This is a genomic window from Micromonospora sp. NPDC048063 (genome assembly GCF_043202855.1).
Taxonomy (GTDB): Bacteria; Actinomycetota; Actinomycetes; order Mycobacteriales; family Micromonosporaceae; genus Micromonospora.
In genome coordinates, this window is the sequence record NZ_JBIDBG010000019.1 from 18828 (window position 1) to 37976 (window position 19149).

Genomic DNA, 19149 nt, shown 5'->3' on the forward strand with positions numbered 1-19149 from the left:
CCGACACGGCATGCAAGCGATTGCACCAGGAGGGGTCGGATGACGTCTGAGGCCCGGGTCCAACTCGAGAACGTGATCCTGCCCTTCTGGCTGCGCCACGGCGTCGACGAGCGGCGGGGCGGCTTCCACACCTGCTTCGACAACCGCGGCCGCCGGCTCGTCTCCACCGAGAAGTTCACCTGGTCGCAGGGGCGGTTCGTGTGGCTGCTCGCGCGAGCGGCCCGGCTGGCCACGGACGGGCTGCTGGACGTCGACGCCGACCGCCTGGTGGCACTGGCCGAACGCGGTGCCCGGTTCCTCGCCGACCATGTGATCCGACCCGACGGCACCTGCCACTTCGTGGTCACCACGGACGGCACCCCCACCCACGGTCCGGCCGGCGAGACGCACAGCGTCTACGCGGACTGCTTCGTCGTGATGGGACTGGCCGAACTGGCCCGCACGACCGGGTCGACGGCGTGGCTGGAGGTCGCCGAGCCGCTGCTGTCCCGGGCGACCGCGGACATCCGGGCGAACCGCGCGGCGACGCCGCCGTACGCCGTCCCCGACGGGCACGCCGCCTTCGGCCCCCGGATGATCCTGCTCAACACCCGCCTGGAACACGCGCGGGCCCTGCTCCACCTCGACCGGATGACCTCGGACACGCTGGCCGACCTCGCCGCCGACCGCGACGCCATGCTCCGCCACCGCACGCCCGACGGCACCTTCCGGGAGATGATTCCCGACCGGCCCGACGACACGTCCCTCGTCGCCCGGCACCGGGTTCCCGGGCACGCCCTCGAAGGCGTCTGGGTCGCCCTGGAGGCGGGTGACCTCCTCGGCGAGAGCGACGAGGTCACCGACGCCGAGCTGCTGACCAGCATCGAGGCCCTCTGCGCATCGGCCTGGGACAGCCGGCACGGGGGGCTCTTCCGCTACGTCGACGCCGAGGGCGCCACGGAGCCGCGCGGCACCGGGGGCGACACGCCCTACGAGAGGCTGGTCCGTTCGACCTGGAGCACGAAGCTGTGGTGGGTGCACACCGAGGCGGCGTACACCACCGCGCTGGCCGCACGCCGCTACGGCGACCGCGACGCCGGTCGGTGGGCGGAGCTGATCTGGGACTACACCCTCGCGACGTTCCCCGGCCGGGACGAGGGCGAGGAGTGGGTCCAGATCCGCGACCGCGGCGGACGCCCGCTGGACCAGGTCGTGGCGTTGCCGGTCAAGGACCCCTTCCACATCGCCCGGAACCTCATGCAACTGGTCGAACTCGGTGCCGAGGTGCGGAGTTGACAGCCACCGCTGACACCGACATCACCGTCCGCGACGCCCGGGTCCGCTTCCGGGAGATCGACCTGGACCAGCCGTTCATGATCAGCGGTCGCGCCATCACCTGGTTCACCCTCGCCCTGGTCGACGTGGTCGCCACGAACCGCCGCGGCGAGGCCGCGACCGGCCGGGGTGCTTCGGTGCTCTCTGTCCCGTGGGCTTGGCCGACATCGCGGCTGGACGTCAGAGGACGGGACGCCGCCCTGCGCCGCCTCACCGAGCGGTTCGCGCACGCCGCGCTGGGTGCCGAGCCGGCCGACCCCGTCGGCATGTGGCTCCGGCTGCACGGGACGGTGGCCGACACCAGTGCCGCCGTCGAGGACGCCCCGATACCCCGGCTGGCGGCGCTGCTGTGCCTCGGCGCGGTCGACAACGCCCTGCACGACGCGTGGGCACGCGCGGCGGGCCGCCCGGCGCACACCATGTACACCCGCGACCACCTCGCCCACGACCTCGGCGCGTGCGTGGATCCGACGTTGGCCGGCCGCTACCCGGGTGAGTTCCTGACCGCACCGCGCCGGCGGCTGCCGGTCCAGCACGTGGTCGGCACCTCCGACCCGCTGCGGCCCGGCGACGCCGGTCGCGAGTGGTCGCTCGAGGAGTGGCTGCGCCGGGACGGCGTACGCCATGTGAAGATCAAGGTGACGGGTCGCGATCCCGACGCCGACGCGCGGCGGATCGCAGACGTGCATCGGGTGGCATCGGCCCGGACGGCCGACGTGATGCTGTCGGTGGACCCCAACGAGGGCTACCCCGGGCCGGCGGCACTCGGAGCGATGCTGGACGCCCTGGCGGCGACGGCACCCGACGCCTTCCAGGCCGTGGCCTTCGTCGAGCAGCCCTGGCCCCGGGACAGCAACCCGGATCCGGCCGCCGTGCGGGAGCAGAGCCGGCGCAGGCCCGTACTGATGGACGAGAGCCTGCACGACCCGGCGCAACTTCGCCACGTGCGGAGCGACGGCTGGTCGGGAGTCGTGGTGAAGGCCGGCAAGGGCCAGACGCCCGCCCTGCTCACGTACGCCTTCGCCCGCGCTCGCGGGCTCTTCGTGACGATGCAGGACCTCACGGCGGTGGACGCGGCCCTCGCCCACTCGGCCCGCCTGGCGAGCGTGTTCGACCTCTCCGCCCCGCATCTGGAGTACAACAGCCGCCAGTACGCGCCGACCGGCAACCGCGACCTCGCCGGTCGGCAGCCGTCCCTGGTCACCGTCGACGACGGCGTGGTCGTCCTCGACCAACCAGCACCCGGCATCTACTGACGCCGCACCGACCGCGATCCCGAGGAGGACCACATGACCCGCGTCGCCCTGCTGCCGCCGGACGAGAGACCCAACACCCGTGGCTACGCGGTCGCCATCGGGGCGTGCGCCGGGTTGGACGTCGTCACCCCACCTCCCGCCGCCATGCCGTCGTTCCGGCGGCCGGCGGACACCGCAGCCCTGGCGCGGTGGCTCCGGGAGATCTCCACGGAGGTCGACCACGTCGTCGTCTCCCTGGAGTTGCTCGTCCACGGTGGGCTGATCCCGTCGCGCAACACCGACGACCGGATCGGGCAGGTGCTGCCCCGCCTCGACGTCCTACGCGAGATCGACGTGCCGGTCACCGCCTTCGGCGTGGTGACCCGACTGCCGTCGTACGACAACGCCGCCCGCTCCCGCCAGGAACCGGCCTACTGGGCCACGCACGGCGCGCGGCTCGGCGCGTTGTCGACCGTCTGGGACGCGCACGACCTGGGCGAGGCGACGGCCGAGGCGGTCGCCGCCGCTCGTGGGCAGGTGCCCGACGCCTACGTGACCGACCTGGTGCGCCGGCGCGCGCGCAACCACGCCGTGCTGCTGGCCGCGTTGGAGATGGCCTCCGACGGGGTCCTGGACACCCTCGTGATCTCGTCCGACGACACCGCGCCGCGGGGGCTGCCGGCGGCGGAGCGGCGACAGTTGCAGCGCTGGATCGAGCGGCTCGGCGTCGACGTCCTCACCTACCCCGGCGCCGACGAGGTGCCCAGCGTGCTCGTGGCGCGCGTGGCGGCTCAGGTCCGGGGAATCACCCCGAAGATCGCCGTCGACTGCCCGGACGCGGACGGCCTGGACCGGATCGCCCCGTACGAGGACCGGCCCGTGCGGCTCGGCCTCGCCAACCAGGTTCGTGCCCTCGGAGCCGTGGAGGTCGCGGACGCCGACGAGGCCGACCTGGTGGTCGTCGTGCACCCGCCGGCGCCGGAGCCCGGCGACTGGGTGCTCGACCCACCCGACGCGTCCGCCGACACCGGCTGGACGGCCGTGGCGGACGCGGTCGCGGCCCACGTCGCCGCGGGGCGCCGGGTGGCCGTGGCGGACATCCGCTTCGCCAACGGCAGCGACCCCCAGTTGCTCGCCGGGCTCGACGACCGGGGCCTGCTGGGCCGGCTCGTGTCCTACGGCGGCTGGAACACCGCGGGCAACACGATCGGCACCACCCTCGCCGCCGGTGTCACGCCGGCGCTGTCGGTCACCCCGCGCTCGCAGGACGCCCGCGACCGGTTCCTCGCCCGCAAGATCATCGAGGACGGGCACTACCTGCCGGTCGTGCGGCGACGCCTGCAACAGGAGGCGACGCGGCGGGGACTGACCGACCCACCGCTCGACGAGCTGCCCGACGTGCACGCGCGGATCACGCGGGATCTGCACCGGTGGGCGACCGGCACCCGGACGCTGTCCGGCTGGACCGTGACGAACGCGCGGCTGCCCTGGTCGTACACCTTCACCGTCGACTTCGACCTGACGCCGCCGTCACATGCCGGCGCACTGCCCCAGGCTGTCGCCGGTGACGCTGTTGGGCTCGCCCCGGTCGGTCGGGTCGCTGTCGTTCCCGGTGCAGGTCAGTGATCCCGAGATCCGGTTGCCCGACAGCACCACCCAGCCGCCGGTGCCGGCCACGCTCACCGCGCCGCGGACCTGGGCCCGGCGGAGCCACACGGCGCGCGCGTGGTCGGCCTCCACCCCGCCCTGCAGCTGTGAATCCTCCACGAGTACGCCCGCGCCGGGGCCTACGACGATGTCGCCCCGGACGTCGGCGTTCCGGACACAGGTCGTCCCGGCCGCGACCGCGAGGTCGCCGTGGTGCGTTCCGGTGACCGTCCGGTCGCAGGCGGGCGCCACGGGCTCCGGCACCCACCGGTACAGGGTGCTGCCCCGGTTGTAGTAGTAGGTGCCGTTGCGGTCGATGGCCAGGTTCTGCGTCCCGCTCTGCAGGACCGTCATCTCCAGAGTCGCGGGGTCGATCTCGAAGAGCCGGCCGGTCGAGGTGCCGACGAGCTTCCCGTGGTGCCAGAAGAGCTCCCGGCCGGTCGCGTAGATCTTGCTGTCGTCCACGCCGAAGTAGGTCTTGCGGAGCACCACCGTGCGGGTGTCCGGGTCGAACTTGAACAGCGCGTTCGCGGTGAAGCCCCACAGGTTGCCGTCGTCGTCGAAGGTGAGGGCCGAGACGTTCTCCTCCCCCGGGACGGGCACGGTCTCGAACACCACCTTCCCGGTCGCCGGGTCGAAGACGAACAGCTTGCCCTCGCGGGTGGTCGGTTCGATGCCGATGCCGCCCCAGATGCCGGTGCCGCCGTAGACGAGGCCGTCCCGGTAGGCCAGGGCGAGCGGGGTCTGGTCCTTGACGACGTCGCGGAACACCCGCAGGTCACCGGTCGACGGGTTGAACAGGGACAGCGCTCCGCCGAGCTGCCCGTAGTCCGGCATCGAGCCGATGGCCACGACGTCACCGGCGCTGACCCAGCCGAGTGGTCGATCCTGGTGACTGCCCAGCGAGACGACCCGGTCGCGGTCCGTCACCGGGTTCGTCGCCGGATCCCACGGCCGGGTGGTGTCGTAGGCGTAGATCCGCGCACCGGGATAGGTGCCGAAGACGAGATGGTCGCCGTGGGCGACGAGCCCCTCGGTCTGTCCGACACCGTTGAGCGGCTCGGTCGCGCCGCTGTCCACGTCCACCCGGGCGATCCCCGGCGGGGATCCGTACCCGCCGACGTAGACGTCGCCGCGCGGGCCGGTCGCCATCGACCGGATCAGGAACGGCGTCAGCTCCGCGTCGCCGCGTACCGCGGCCGTCCGCCCGGTGGCGGGGTTCCAGGCGTGGAAGATCGACTTGCTGGTCGCGGTCACCACGGAGGTGCCGGGGAACCCGTCGGTGCCCAACTCCATCAGGGCCCAGCCACGGGCCGCGGATCCCTGGAGGTTCATGGAGATCCGGCGCTGCTGCCGGGTGTCGAGGTCGTAGGCGATCACCGCACCGTCGATCGGCGCGATCAGCGCCTCGCGCCGGCGCACGCCGCTGTCCTCGGTGCTCACCTCGGGAGACACGGCCAGACCCACGACCTGGGGTACGACGTCCACCCACGCCTGCTCGGCCAGCGAGTAGACGAGCAGGTCGATCGAGGGCGTCGGCCGGGCGAAGAGCAGCCCGCCGGAGACGGTCACGTCGTAGAGGAAGGTGTCGGCGTCGTGCCCGGGTGGCAGCGGGATCTCCCGGATCTCGCCGGTGTGCGTGTCGAGGCGGGTGAGGCTGGCCCGCAGCGCGCCGCCACCGGCGTACACGTACCGACCGTCGGAGTCGATGCTGCGCACGTAGATGTTGCCGTCGACCTGCACCCCGTAGTCCTGCCACTGCCCCGTGGCGGGGTCGTAGGCGATCACCTTGCCGTCGGGATAGGTGCCCCACACCGGCCGGCCGCGGTCGTCGAGGGTCGCCGACCACAGGTGCGTCTGACCGAACGGCGCGGTGGCGACGAGTTCGAGGGTGAGGTCGTCCGGGTCGAACCGCCACACCTCCCCCTTGGTCTGGGTGCCGATGTAGATGTCGCGGTCCGGGGTCGTGACGAACGACCAGGACATGATCACGTTCGGCATCGTCCGGCTCATCAACCGCGCACCGGTCACGATGTCCACCGCGCTGAACGTCGAGGGACTGCCACCGCCGATGACCACCCCGATGTCCCGTCCGGCCGAGTCGGTGGTGTAGCCCGCCCCGGCGTTGGTGATGCCGGCGATCGGCTCGCCCAGATCCTGCTCGACACCGGCCGGCGGCTGTGGACCGGGGCCGGTGGCGGCGAACGCGACCGAGTCGACGAGGCCGTCGACGGTGCCGACCGAACTGGAGTAGATGACCGGCTCCGCGCTCACCGCGCCGGCCGGCGCCGCGAACGTCGCCGCCTGACGGTCCCACGCCCCGGGTGCCGGGCGCAGCACCTGGTACGGCTGGGCGACCCTGGCACCGGCGGAGTCGTAGAAGTAGACCGTCGGTTGCAGGACGCCGCTGGCGAGCTTGAGGTCCATCGAGAACGTGTAGCTCGTGCCCCCGGTCACCGGCACCCGCGCGGGTCGCAGGCCGGCGCCGGCAGTCGTGCTCGCGTCGCGCACCCGCAGGCTCCGGGCACCGTCGCTGGCGTCGGTGTCGTCGAGGGAGTAGTACTTCTCCGAGCCGGGCCACACCGGGGCCCAGCCCGTGGGCAGGGCGTCCGGACCCACCTCCTCGAAGCTCGCGTTCGCCAGCAGGTTCCCGCTCGTGCCCGCGGTCACGCCGGTCGCACCGGCGCTCGCGGGTGGCGCCACGAGCGCGACCGGCGCCAGCACCACCGCGCTCAGCATCCACCGGGCCCAGGCCCGGCTCCGTCGGTTGTCGCTCACGACGACTCTCCCTTCAGTCCGACGCACTGCCCTGACACCTGCCCGGTCACCGCGTTGCGGACGCCGTCGTCGGTCGGCGCCCAGCCGTTCTCCGCGCAGGCGAGCACGCCGTCGACGGTGTTGCCGGACAGCAGCACGCGTCCGCTGGTACGCGTGATCGACACCGCCCCGTCGACGCGGGACCGGGCGATGCTCACCACCCGGGCCTGGTCCGTGGTGACGCCACCGTGCACGCGGGAGTCCTCGATCCGGACACTCGCCCCGGCGCCGACCTGGACGGGACCGTCGACCACCGCGCCGGTGACGCAGGTCTTGCCTTCGGTGACCCGGAGCGGGCCGTCGTGCGTACCGGTGACCGTCGCGTCGCAGTCGCGCGGGTCGTCGGCGGGCTCCCAGCGGAACACGTTGGTGTTGTTCGCGACGTAGATCGTCTCGTCACGGTCCATGCCGGCGATGCGGACGTCCTGCGCCAGGACCAGCCCGTGTTCCAGGGTCTGCGGGTCGAACCAGAACAGCTTCCCGCCGGCGTTGCCGTAGAAGCGGGCGTCCGCGGCGCGGTAGAACAGCTCGGTGCGGAAGCCCCACAGGTTGCCGTCGGCGAATCCGGGGTCGAAGGACCGGGTGACGGTGCGGGTACGCGGGTCGAACTCGAAGACGGTGCCGTCCCCGACCAGGCCCCACACCATGCCGTTCGGGCCGACGGTGAGCGCCTGGACCACGGCGCCGCCGCCCACCACGGGCGCACTCCAGACCTTCTTACCGGCCTCGACGTCCCAGACGAAGAGTTCGGCCCGGTCCCGGGTGGGGGTGCTCGACAGCCCGCCGTGGATCGAGGTGCCGCCGACGACGAGCCCGCCGACGGTGGTCAGCGCGGTCACGCTCTGGTCCGGTACGACGTCGCGGTGGAACTGGTACGCCCCGCTGGCCGGGTCGAAGACCACGAGGCCGCCGCCCAGTTCCCCGTAGTCGGGGACGGTGCCGCCGACCACCACGTTCCCCGCCGACACGAGGGTCACCGGCCGGTCCTGCCCGAGCTCGGCGCGGCCGAGCGAGAACAGGTGCCGGGGGTTGCTGCCCCAGTCCCAGGCGGCGTCGCCGCCGACCTCGCCCGCGTAGTACTCCGCGCCGGGATAGCTGCCCACCACGATCCGGTTGCCGTGGGTGGTGATGCTGTCCGCCTGCTTCGGCCCCGACAACTGCTCGAGCTGGCCCGTCCCGCGGTTGACGCGGGCCATGACGCCGGCGCTGAGGTAGGCGCCGAAGTAGACGTTTCCGTCGGGGCCGGCGCCGACGGAGTGGACCGTCGCCGGGGTGCTCCGGATGACGTTCGGCAGGATGTCGCCGGTGCGGTTCTGCAGGTTGTACCGCCAGATCGTGCCGTCGCCGCGCATGCCCACCAGGGTCGTGCCGGGGAACTGGGGCGTGCCGAGCTGCATTGGCTCGAAGGCGCGGGTGGTGCCGAGCGCCGCGGCGAGGGGGCTGTCCTCCCACCCGATGGAGGTCGTCTGCCGGGTGGCGGTGTCGTAGCCCTGGACCTTGTCGCCGGAGGCGTAGAAGAAGCGGCCGTCCACGGCGCCGCGGGTCATGTGGCCGAAGGCGATCGGCTGCCCGATCGTGCCGGTGCAGCACCACTGCCCGGCGGACAGGTCGTAGACGAGGTGGTTCCGGCCGTCCAGGCTCGGTGAGTACTGCACGAACGCCAGGTCGCCGTGCCGGGTGACCCGGTTGATGAAGCTGGCCCTGGACGCCACCGGCTCCGGCAGCGGGATCTCGGTCTTCCCGCCGGTCGCCGGGTCGAGGCTGAACAGGTGCGGGACCGCGCCCGTGCCGACCCAGAGCCTGCCGTCGACCTCGTCGAAGCCCCAGGCGTAGTCCCCGTCGGTCGTCATACCGCCGTAGTCGCGGAACGCACCGGTGGCGGGGTCGTAGGAGTAGACCTTGGCGTCCGGGTAGGTGGTGCCGTAGAGGATGCCGTCCCTGATCAGCAGCGTCCGCAGCATCCCCTCACCGACCACCCCCGTGGCGATCTTGGTCACCTGGTCGGTCGCGGGGTCGTACCGCCACAGGGTGCCGTCGTTGGGCGCCCGGACGCTGAAGTAGACCAGCCCGGAGTCGTCCACCACGATGGAACTGGCGACGGTGTAGCCCGGGAAGGTCGTGGTGTGCAGCAGCTCGCCGGTGCGGGCGTCGATGGCGTTGAAGCTCACCGGGGTACCGTCGCTGAAGCCGTAGACGACGGGCGTGCCGTCGGGGCGGACGTCCATCGCCGCGAGCCGCACGTTGGCCGTGTACATCGAGCCGAGGTCCACGAACTCGGCCATCGGGTCGTGCTGCGCGGCGGCGGCGCCGCTCGTATCGGAGGCGGGCGACGCGTGTGCGGGCCCGGCGGACGTGGCGAGTAACGTCACGCCCAGGAGCAGGGCGAGCAGGGCCCTGCGACGGATGCGTGGGCCGGGTCTGGATGAACCTGGCATGGTGGCACCTTTCGGTCGACGCGGGACGGGACGATGGGCGAAACGGGCCGGCCCGCTCGCCGAGGCGAGCGGGCCGGGTGGGCGCTACTGGTGTGTCGTCGCGGGATCGAATCGGTAGACGTGGGTGGCGTCGGCGAAGTAGATCCGGCCCTGCCCGTCCATCGCCGACTCCCGTACGCCGGTCTCGACGAGCACCTCGATCGCCAGCGTCCCGGGGTCGAACCGGAAGAGCCGGCCACCGGCGTTGCCGTAGAAGAGCCCGTCGGCCGGGCGGTGGTACAGCGACGAGACCCGGCCCCAGGTGTTGGTGTTGCGCAGGCCGGACGCGACCGACCGGACCACCTTCCGTTGACCCGGGTCGTACGCGAAGACGGTGCCGTCGTCGGCCATCCCCCACAGCAGGCCGTCGGGGCCGAACTCGAGCTCGTGGATGACCGTCGCGCCCGGCACGACCACGTCGCTCCACGCCAGCCGGCCGGCCGCCACGTCCCAGGCGAACAGCCGCGCCTGGTCCTGCGTCGGCTCGCTGGACAGCCCGCCGTGGATCGACGTGCCGCCGTAGACGACCCCGTCCCGGTAGGCGAGCGAGACGACGCTCTGGTCGTCGACGACGTCGCGGTGGACCTCGGCGGCCCCGGTGGCGGGGTCGACGAGGGTCAGCGCGCCGCCGAGCTGCCCGTAGTCCGGGACACTGCCGACCGCGAGCCGCTCCCCCGCCGAGGTCATGGCGAAGATCCGGTCCTGGAAGTGCGGCTCGCCCCGGCCGAGCTCCAGCACCTCGCGGGGATTGGTGCCCCAGGCCCAGGGCTGCGCCGGATCGCCGGTGTGCACGACGGCGCCGGGGTAGGAACTCACCGCGATCGTCCCGTTGTGGCTGACGATCGCGTCCGCCTGCTTGGGCCCACGGATCTGCTCGACCTGCTGCGACTCCTGGTCGATCCGGCTCATCACGCCGCTGCTGAGGTAGGCGCCCAGGTACACGGTGCCGTCGGGGCCGACGCCCATGCTGTGCGCCCCGGCGGGTGAGCCCAGCACGTCGGCGGGGACGATCCGGGACCGTCTGGTGGCGAGGTTGTAGTGCCAGAGGCGGCCGTCGGTGTCGATGCCCGCCACGGTCTCACCGGGGAAGAGCGGTTCGCGCAGGTCGACGAGGCTCATCCCGTACGTGCCCACCGCGTCGGCCAGCTGGGCCGGCAGGGCGCTGTCCTCGAATCCGGTCGAGACGCTGCGGCGGGCGGGCACCTGGTAGCCGGTCAGGGTTCCGCCGGCCATCAGGTAGAAGGTGCCGTCGCGCCCCTGGGCGGTGGGTTCCGCACCGAAGGTGTTGCCGATGACCTGGTCGAGCCACCGCTCGCGCTTCAGGTCGTACACCGCCATGTCGTACGTGCCTCGCGGCGAGAGCCGCACGAAGACCAGGTCGTCGCGGGGCTCGATGCCGATGAACCAGTCGGTGTTCTCGAGCAGGGGCGCGGGCACCGACATCTCGGTGGTCCGACCGGATCGCGGGTCGACCTGGTAGAGGTGGGGCACCGGTCCGGTGCCGGCCCAGATCTTGCCTGCCACGATCCCGACCGAGAAGACGTAGGCGGCGTCGGTGGTGAGGCTGCCGTAGTCGCGGAACCGGCCGGTCGCCGGGTCGAACGACACGAGCTTCGCGTGCGGGTAGGTGCCAAAGTACAGGACGCCGTTCGCGTCGAAGGTGGCCGAGTAGAGGGCGGTCTCCCCGGCGATCCCGCCGAGCTGCTCCAGCCGCATGGTGTCCGGGTGGAAGCGGAACACGGCCGCCGGCGTGGGGGCGCGTACGGAGAAGTAGACGGTGCCGTCGGCCGCCAGCTCCACCCAGCCGCCGACGGTGTAGCCGTCGAGCGGGATGGCCGTGATCCGCGTGCCGTCGCGGGCGTCGACGACGGTGAAGCTGGCCGGGGTGCCGTTGGAGATCGCGTAGGCCACCGGCGTGCCGTCGGGCAGTGTGCCGAATTCGGCGTTGCGGACGTTCACGGTGTAGAGCGCCGGCCCCAGGTCGGTGACCTGGCCGGCGGTCGCCACGACAGCGGGGGGTGCCGCCGGGGCGGCGGTGGTCGTCAGCAGGAGAAGCGGGAGACAGGCGGCGAGGACGACCGAGCCTCGCCGGAGTCCGCTGGGCAGGAGCGATCGCATGAGGGCACCTCTTCTGTTCGTCCGGATTGCGCCTCGCGGTACTGCAATCGATGGCATAGACAGGGGGAGGGGCGTGCCGCTGAGCGCGTGACGCCGCTACTTGAGGCCGCTCATCATCACGCCGCGGACGAAGAACCGCTGCAGGAGGACGAAGACCACGACGGTGGGGACGAAGGTGATGACGGAGGCGGCCATCGTGGTGGCCAGTTCGGTGTCCTGCTCCTGGAGGCTGTTCAGACCCACCGTCAGCACGTAGTTGCCGGGACTGCGCTGGGACACCAGCGGCCAGAGGAAGTCGTTCCAGTGCCACAGGAAGACGAAGGTGCCGAGCGTGGCCATGATCGGCTTGGTCTGCGGCAGGATGATCGACCAGTAGACCCGGAACTCGCTCGCCCCGTCGATGCGGGCCGCCTCGAGCAGCTCGTCCGGGATCTCCTGGATGAACTGCCGCATCAGGAACATGGCCTGGGCGTTGGCGATGGTGGGCACGACCATCCCCCACATCGTGTCGAGGCCACCCATCTCCGACACCATGATGAACAGCGGGATGAGCGTCAGGTGCCCCGGCACCATGAGCATCGCGACGAACAACCAGAAGACGAACTCCCTGCCCAGGAACCGCTTCTTGGCGAACGCGTAGCCCGCCATCGAGGCGAAGAGCAGGACGAGGACCACCGACGCCAACGAGTAGACCGCCGAGTTGAGGGCCCACTCGTACACCTGGTTGCTGCCGAGGGCGTCGGCGTACGCGTCGAACGAGACGCTGTCCGGCAGCAACGAGCCCGGCAGCTCCACGCCCTGCTTCGGTTGCAGGGACAGCACGAGCATCGCCCAGAAGGGGAAGAACGTCACCACCGCGCAGAGCGCCAGCGGCACGTGCATCCACAGGGCCCGGCGCCGCCGCCGGTCGGGCCGCCGCACGGGAGGCTGCGGTGTGCTGGTCGCCGGTGGGGCGGGGGCCTGCGCGACCGTGGTGCTCATGCCGACTTCCCCTTGTTCATCAGGCGGTGCTGGATCAGCGAGGTGATGAGGGTGATGACCAGCAGGACGACGCCGGCGGCGCTCGCGTAACCGAAGTCGAAGTAGCCGAAGCCCTGGTCGTAGATCATGTACGTCAGCGAGTAGCTGGCGCGTACCGGGCCGCCGCCGGTCATCACGTAGATGGTGTCGAACACCTGGAAGGATCCGATGATCTCCAGGACCAGGACGAAGAAGAGGGCCGGCTTCAGCAGCGGCAGCGTGACGTGCCAGTAACGGCGCCGCCACCCGGCCCCGTCGACGTGGGCGGCCTCGTAGTACTCGTTGGGGATGGCGAGCATTCCGGCGAGCAGGATGAGCATGTTGTAGCCGAAGCCCTTCCACGCGCTCACGATCGCGAGCGCGGGAATGACCATGGCCTCGCTCTGCAACCAGCCCACGCTCGGGATGCCGACGAGGTTGAGCAGCCAGTTGAGCGGACCGTCGACCTCGAAGATCCACACCCAGATGATGCCGGACATGACCGTGCTGGTGACGACCGGGAGGAAGAAGACGGAGCGGTAGATGCTCATGCCGCGCAGGGTCCGGTCGCACAGCGTCGCCATCGCCAGGGACACACCCATGCTGAGCGGGATGGTGAGCAGGGTGTAGTAGGCCGTGACCTTCAGCGAGTTCCAGAACAGCGAATCGCCGAACAGGCGGGTGAAGTTCTCCGTCCCCACGAAGGTGAAGGTGCCGGCGATCCCGTAGTCGCCCAGGCTGAGGAACATGCCCATGACCGCGGGGATGATCCGGAACACCAGGAAGAAGAGGACGTACGGCAGGATGAACAGGTAGCCGGCGAAGGCGGCCCGCGAGCGCCACCAGGGCCTTCTCGCGCGTCGTGCCCCCGACTGCGGCACTGGCTGGACTGTCCCTACGGCCTGCTCGCTCACCACACCTCCTTCGCCGGTGGTCGCAGGCGTGCCGGATGCGGCCACGCCTGCGACCGTCGTATGTGAATCAGCGGCGCTCGAGGAGCGCGTTGACGTCCTTCTCGGCCGCGGCGAGCGCATCCCCGGGTGCGGTCTTGCCGAGCAGCACGGCCTGCAGGTGCGGCTTGATCAGGTTCATGATCTCCCGCGCCTTCGGGTGGATGACGCCCGACCGGATGACGTCCAGGTGCTTCTCGCCCTCGGCCATCCCCGGGTTGTCCGCGTACAGCCCCGTGACGGACTTCCTCGGCGCGTAGTAGCCGTTCTTCTGGTCGAAGGACCGCATGTGCTCCGGGCTGGTCAGGAAGTCGATCCACGCCTTCGACGCGGCCTTGGCGTCGCTGCCGGCCAGCACCGACAGGCCACCCACCGAGCCGGCGGCGACCTGCACCTTGTCGGTGAGCGGCTGGCTGACCACCAACTCCTCCGGCTTGAACAGCTTCGCCAGGCTGGCGGTCGTGTTGTTGGGCGAGTAGGCCTGCTTGCCCTGCCCCAGCGCGCTCTGCTCCAGCGTCTCGGCCGTGGTCAGGCTCTGCTGCGAGGTCCACCCGTTGTCGACCAGCTTCTTGACGAACTCCAGGGCCCGCAGCCCCTCGGGGCTGTTGAACGCCGCCTTCTTGCCGTCGGCGGTCAGGACCTCACCGCCGGCCTGCCAGAGGTAGGGGTAGAAGCTGTGGTTGAGGGTGAGGGTCTGGGCGGCCACGTAGTCGGTCGGGACGTATCCGGCCGCCTTCACCTTCGGCGCCATCTGCTCGATGTCCGCCCAGGTCTCCGGGCACTTCTCCACCCCGGACGCGGCGAGCACCCGCTTGTTGCACACGCCGATCAGCGCCTGCATCAGCAGCGGCACACCGTAGAGCTTCCCGTCCCACGACATCGCGTCGAGCGCCGCCGGCGTGAAGTCGTCCCGGTCGTCGGCGATGACGTCCTCGACGGGCTCCAGCACGCCCTCGACGGCGAACTTGGGGATGAAGTCGGGGTTGAAGTAGACGACGTCGGGGCCCTGCTTGCCGGCGATCGCCGTGACGAGGGTTTCCTCGCGGTTGGTGAACGGTTGCACCACGACGTCGACGTCGACCTTCGGGTACTTCTGCTTGAACTGCTCGACCACCGGATCCCAGTAGCTGTCCTTGCCGCTGTCCCCGATGGGGTAGGTCCAGAAGGTCACCGAACCCTCGACGGCACCCGGATCCGTCGGCATCGCGCTGTCCCCGCCGTTGCAGCCGGCGACGGCCAGCGTCACCGTCAGCACCATGGCGCCCAATCGGAGTCTGGAATTACCGCTCATGCCGCCCCCTCTTTTCTGAAACAGCCTGCCCCCGCCTGCTCTTTATCGTGCAATCGGTTGCAGAGAACCTAGCGTCGGCACCGCCACCGGTCAAGGGCATCGATAGGCCGAACCGTTCCCGGCGCGCGGGGGTCGTCGGTGCAGGGTGGCCGGTCGACGACCGACGAGCGGCCACCGTCCCGCCGGGGTCCGCACCCGGCCCGCACCGCGACGCGCCCGCCGGCCCGGTCACGCCAGCAGGTCGTAGGACTCCACGCTCACCTCGTGTTCGAGCGGTGCGCCGGCCACGAACCGGCACAGCTCGTCGACCACGATCCGACCCTGCGTCTGTCGCGCCTCGACCGTGCCGCCCGCGACGTGCGGCGTGACGACGACGTTCGGCAGCCCCAGGAACGCACTCGTCGCCGGCAGCGGCTCGGTGTCGAACACGTCCAACCCGGCCGAGAGCCGGCCCGGCACCAGCTCCGCGAGCAGGGCCTCCTCGTCGACGACCCAGGAGCGGGCCGTGTTGACCACGATCGCGCCGTCCGGCAGCGCGGCGAGTTCGCCCCGGCCGACGAGGTGCCGGGTCTCCGGGGTGGACGGCGCGTGCACGGCGACGACGTCGCTGCACCGGAACAGCTCCGCCAACCCGACCAGCTCCACCCCGTGCCCCGCGGCCACCGCCGGGTCGGCGTACGGGTCGTACGCGCGCAGCGCCGACGCGCCCAACGCCCGCACCATCCGCGCGTACTCCCGTCCGGTGCGACCGAAACCGACGATCCCGACGTTGCGCGCCGCCAGCGCCCGGCCCAGTACGGGCTGCCGTGCCGCCGCCCAGTCACGTCCCGTCCACAGGGCGCGGTCGTGCCGGTGCAGGTTCCGCAGCAGGGCGAGGGTCAGGGTGAGCGCCATCTCGGCGACGGCGGGCGCCATCGCTGCCGCGCCGGCCTGGCAGACCCGCAGCCCGGACCGGAGGACCGCGGCCGGGAACAGCCGGCGGATCGAACCGGCCGAGTGCAGGGCGAGTCGCAGCCGCTCGCCACGCAGTCGAGCCGGGTCGAACGGCGTCGTGCTCCACGACGTGACGACGACGTCGAACCGGTCGGCGGCGGCCGGCGGCAGCACCGTCCCCCGGTCGCCGTCGCCGAACTCGACGACCGCGTGGTCGTGGAGTCGCTCCTGGGACTCCGGCGCGAACAGCAGGTCGTACTCGTCGGGGGCGACGACGACGCAGAGGGTCGGCTTGGTCATGGCGGGCAGGTCTCCTCGGGGGTGTCGACAGCGGCCAGGCGCCCGCGCAACCACGCGTAGCAGGCGTCCAGGACGTGGTCGGGGTGGGCGTGTCCGGTGTTGTGGTAGAGGGTCTCCAGGCCGGGCGGTCCAGGCCACCGTCGGGCGGCCCGCTCGACCAGACGGTGGTTGTGCCATCCGTCCGAGGCGCCGCCGCCGGCGAGCAGGAACGGTCGGGGCGCGACCAGGGCGAGCAGGTCGTCGTGGTCGCGGTCGGGCGGCACCGCGCCGTCGAGGTACCAGGGATCGGCCCAGTTCGAGTACGCCAGGCCCAGGCCCGGTTCGTGCGCGACTCCCGCGGCGATCCGCGTGTCCAACGCGGTCAGGTGCAGCGCCAGCTTCCCGCCGAGCGAGTGGCCGAAGGCACCGATCCGCCGGGGCGCGACCCACGGTACGCAGGCGAGGGCGTCCACCGCGAGGAACAGATCGGCCAGGCTGCGGCCCAGACCGGTGATCGCCAACGAGTCCGCGTGCGACGCGGCGCTCGGTCCGTACCGTTCGCTCAGCGAGGCCGTTCCCGTCGCCGGGTCGAGCACGTACTCGAACCACCATGGCACGGCGAGGACCGCGAAGCCCCGCGCGACGAGGTGCCGGGCGTACGCCTGGGATCGCCGTCGGGCGACGCTTTGGCCGGCGGTGCGGGCGCAGGGCTCACCGAACAGGGTGGCCACCTCGTAGAACGGCACGACCACGGCCGGGCGGACGTCCTCACCCGCCGGCCGGACCAGCTCCGCCCGCATCGTCGTCCCGTACGAGGTCAGGTCGACGGGACAGCGCACCGTCCCCTCAGCGGTCCGCCGCGCCGAGCCGATCTCCCACGACCCGTCCGGATCGCGGACCGCACCCAGCCACCGCCGCCACCAGTTCCGGCCCTGCTCCGGCTCGTGATGCTCGTCAGTGGCACCATCCGGGTTCACCGGGCCAGGGTAAGGCCATGCCCAGCTCGACTGCAATCGATTGCTCGCGGAAAATCTCACGGCCCCCGCGCACGGCACGCCGATCGGGTGCGGCTCAGGTGCAGCATGTCCGTTCAGGTAGGACCGCTCGGCGGGCGGGAAGACCTCTTGACGTGCAACCGATTGCAGGCGAGGCTTGGGGCAGTTGGGTGTCGACGTCGAAGAGGGGCAGTCGCGTGAGACGGATCGGAATCATCGGCACCGAGAACTCGCACGTCGACCACTTCATTCGCTTTCTGAACACCGAGCAGCGGCACCCCGGCAACCGGGTGGTGGCCCTGGCCGGTGGCCCGACCGACCGCAACGCGGCGTTGTCCGAGACCGGCGGCATCGAACTCGTCGTCGACGAGCCGAGCGACCTGATCGGACGGGTCGACGCGGCGATCGTCAGCAGCCGCGACGGACGCCACCACCGGAAACAGGCCGAGCCACTGCTGGACGCCGGGCTGCCGGTGCTGGTCGACAAGCCCCTGGCCGCATCGGTCGACGACGCCCAGGCGATCCTCGCGGCCGCCGCGCGCGGCCACGCGCCGCTGGTGTCCTGCTCGGCCCTGCGGTTCGTCCCCGAGGTCGCCCGGCTCACCGACCCACAGGAACGGATCGGTCGGCTGCGCCAGCTCGCCGTCATCGGCCCGGCCGATCCCGACAGCGAGTGGGCAGGCCTGTTCTTCTACGGCATCCATCAGGTCGAACTGGCCCTCCAACTACTCGGCGACCCGCACGTCGAGCCCGAGTCGGCATCGGTCGACCTGGTCCGCGAAGGCGACACCACGGTGGCCCTCACCCGGATCGGCGACGTCGTGGTGACCTTCACCTTCGTCACGCCCACCGACGACCGCGTCCCGTTCCAGGTGGTGGCCACCGGGACGCGCGGCGTACTGACCGAGTCCCCGACGATCGGCCCCGACTACAACGCCCCCGCGCTCGCCCGGTTCGTCGACGCCTGCGACCAGGGGCGGTCACCGGTCGATCCGCGCGCCCTGCTCTCCCCGATCGTGGTCATGGCGGCGATCACCGACGCGCTGACCAGCCGGTCCTAGGAAAGGACGGAACATGCCCCCACCCCACGGTCCGCTCCGCGTCGGCGTCATCGGGGTCGGCGTCATCGGCAGGGCCCACGTCCAGCGCCTGGTCAGCGGCGCCGCCGACGCGACGCTGGTCGCGGTCGCCGACGAGAACACCGGACACGCCGACGCCGTCGCAACCGAGTTCGGCGTCGACGCCACCCGGTCGGTGCCGGAGTTGCTCGCCCGCCCGGACGTCGACGCCGTGATCGTGGCGATCCCGAGCGGCCTGCACGCGGCCGTCACGGTCGCCGCGCTGGAAGCGGGCAAGCACGTGCTGCTGGAGAAGCCGATCGACGTGACGGTCGAGGCCGCTGATCAGATCCTCGACGCGGAGAAGCGGTCGGGCCGGACCCTGAGCGTCGTGAGCCAACGCCGGTTCGCCGAGGCGAACCAGTTCGTCTTCCGCGCCATCCGCGACGGTCACCTGGGGCGGATCACGTCCGCCACCTTCGAGGTCGCGCTCTGGCGCAGCCAGGAGTACTACGACGCCGGCGACTGGCGTGGCACCTGGGCCCTCGACGGCGGCGGTGCCCTGATGAACCAGGGTGTGCACCTGGTGGACCTGGCGCTGTGGCTGCTGGGCGAGGTCGACGAGGTGTTCGCGTACACCGACCTGCTCGCCCACGAACGCATCGAGGTCGAGGACACCGTCACCATCACCGCCCGGCTGCGCAGCGGCGCCCTGCTGACCTTCCTGGCGACCACCGCCGCCTACGACACCGTCCCGATCCGCTACGCGGTCTTCGGTGACGGCGGCTCGGTGGTGGTGGAGGCGGAACAACTCACCCACTACACCTCGAGGCACGGCGGGCAACCACCCGGGCCGGACGGCGTACCGACCGACCAGCAGCTGGCCCAGCTCACCGATTTCGTCACCGCGGCCCGCACCGGTGGCCCGCCGCTGGTCACCGCCGCCCAGGCGCGGGCGGCCGTGGCCTTCATCGAGGCGGTCTACCAGTCGGGTCGGGCCGGGAAACCGGTACGCATCCACTGACCGAAGGAGCGAAAC

At 71.6% G+C, this 19149-nt stretch carries 13 protein-coding genes; 5 read left to right on the plus strand and 8 right to left on the minus strand.

The window, feature by feature from the left end; genetic code table 11:
* Window positions 1-39 precede the first annotated feature (39 nt).
* From ACGFZ2_RS29385 to ACGFZ2_RS29395, 3 genes are read left to right on the plus strand one after another with little or no spacing between them, the layout of a single operon-like run.
* A complete protein-coding gene (locus tag ACGFZ2_RS29385) occupies window positions 40-1275 on the plus strand; it encodes an AGE family epimerase/isomerase (protein WP_393459123.1) in 1236 nt (411 codons plus the stop codon).
* Window positions 1272-2570 (plus strand): enolase C-terminal domain-like protein, encoded by a 1299-nt coding sequence (locus ACGFZ2_RS29390; RefSeq protein ID WP_393459126.1) that lies wholly within the window; start codon window positions 1272-1274, stop codon window positions 2568-2570. The genes ACGFZ2_RS29385 and ACGFZ2_RS29390 overlap by 4 nt, the downstream gene beginning before the upstream one ends.
* Before the next feature lie 33 nt (window positions 2571-2603).
* Window positions 2604-4175: a DUF4127 family protein gene (locus ACGFZ2_RS29395; protein WP_393459129.1), complete on the plus strand. Its 1572-nt coding sequence runs from the start codon at window positions 2604-2606 to the stop codon at window positions 4173-4175.
* Here ACGFZ2_RS29395 and ACGFZ2_RS29400 read toward each other — a convergent pair.
* From ACGFZ2_RS29400 to ACGFZ2_RS29435, 8 genes are all read right to left on the minus strand, one after another.
* A complete protein-coding gene (locus ACGFZ2_RS29400) occupies window positions 4080-6974 on the minus strand; it encodes a hypothetical protein (RefSeq protein ID WP_393459132.1) in 2895 nt (964 codons plus the stop codon). The genes ACGFZ2_RS29395 and ACGFZ2_RS29400 overlap by 96 nt on opposite strands.
* A complete protein-coding gene (locus ACGFZ2_RS29405) occupies window positions 6971-9448 on the minus strand; it encodes a hypothetical protein (RefSeq protein WP_393459135.1) in 2478 nt (825 codons plus the stop codon). Before ACGFZ2_RS29405 ends, ACGFZ2_RS29400 begins: the two co-directional genes overlap by 4 nt.
* An 84-nt stretch (window positions 9449-9532) precedes the next feature.
* A complete protein-coding gene (locus tag ACGFZ2_RS29410) occupies window positions 9533-11605 on the minus strand; it encodes a hypothetical protein (RefSeq protein WP_393459138.1) in 2073 nt (690 codons plus the stop codon).
* 96 nt (window positions 11606-11701) lie between these two features.
* Window positions 11702-12586, minus strand: a complete 885-nt coding sequence (locus tag ACGFZ2_RS29415; RefSeq protein ID WP_393459141.1) for a carbohydrate ABC transporter permease — start codon at window positions 12584-12586, stop codon at window positions 11702-11704.
* Window positions 12583-13518, minus strand: a complete 936-nt coding sequence (locus ACGFZ2_RS29420) for a carbohydrate ABC transporter permease (protein WP_393269176.1) — start codon at window positions 13516-13518, stop codon at window positions 12583-12585. Before ACGFZ2_RS29420 ends, ACGFZ2_RS29415 begins: the two co-directional genes overlap by 4 nt.
* Before the next feature lie 67 nt (window positions 13519-13585).
* Complete coding sequence (locus ACGFZ2_RS29425) at window positions 13586-14812, minus strand: ABC transporter substrate-binding protein (RefSeq protein ID WP_393459144.1); 1227 nt, start codon at window positions 14810-14812, stop codon at window positions 13586-13588.
* Window positions 14813-15073: 261 nt separating this feature from the next.
* Entirely contained in the window at window positions 15074-16078 is a 1005-nt protein-coding gene (locus ACGFZ2_RS29430; protein ID WP_393459147.1) for a hydroxyacid dehydrogenase, read from the minus strand.
* A complete protein-coding gene (locus ACGFZ2_RS29435) occupies window positions 16075-17034 on the minus strand; it encodes a dienelactone hydrolase family protein (protein WP_393459150.1) in 960 nt (319 codons plus the stop codon). The genes ACGFZ2_RS29430 and ACGFZ2_RS29435 overlap by 4 nt, the downstream gene beginning before the upstream one ends.
* A gap of 215 nt (window positions 17035-17249) precedes the next feature.
* Between ACGFZ2_RS29435 and ACGFZ2_RS29440 the strand changes: the two genes are divergently transcribed.
* Both ACGFZ2_RS29440 and ACGFZ2_RS29445 read left to right on the plus strand, forming a co-directional pair.
* Complete coding sequence (locus ACGFZ2_RS29440) at window positions 17250-18113, plus strand: Gfo/Idh/MocA family protein (RefSeq protein ID WP_393269165.1); 864 nt, start codon at window positions 17250-17252, stop codon at window positions 18111-18113.
* Window positions 18114-18126: 13 nt separating this feature from the next.
* The gene (locus tag ACGFZ2_RS29445; protein ID WP_393459153.1) at window positions 18127-19134 is read left to right on the plus strand and encodes a Gfo/Idh/MocA family protein; all 1008 of its coding nucleotides are present in this window, start codon (window positions 18127-18129) and stop codon (window positions 19132-19134) included.
* Window positions 19135-19149 lie beyond the last annotated feature (15 nt).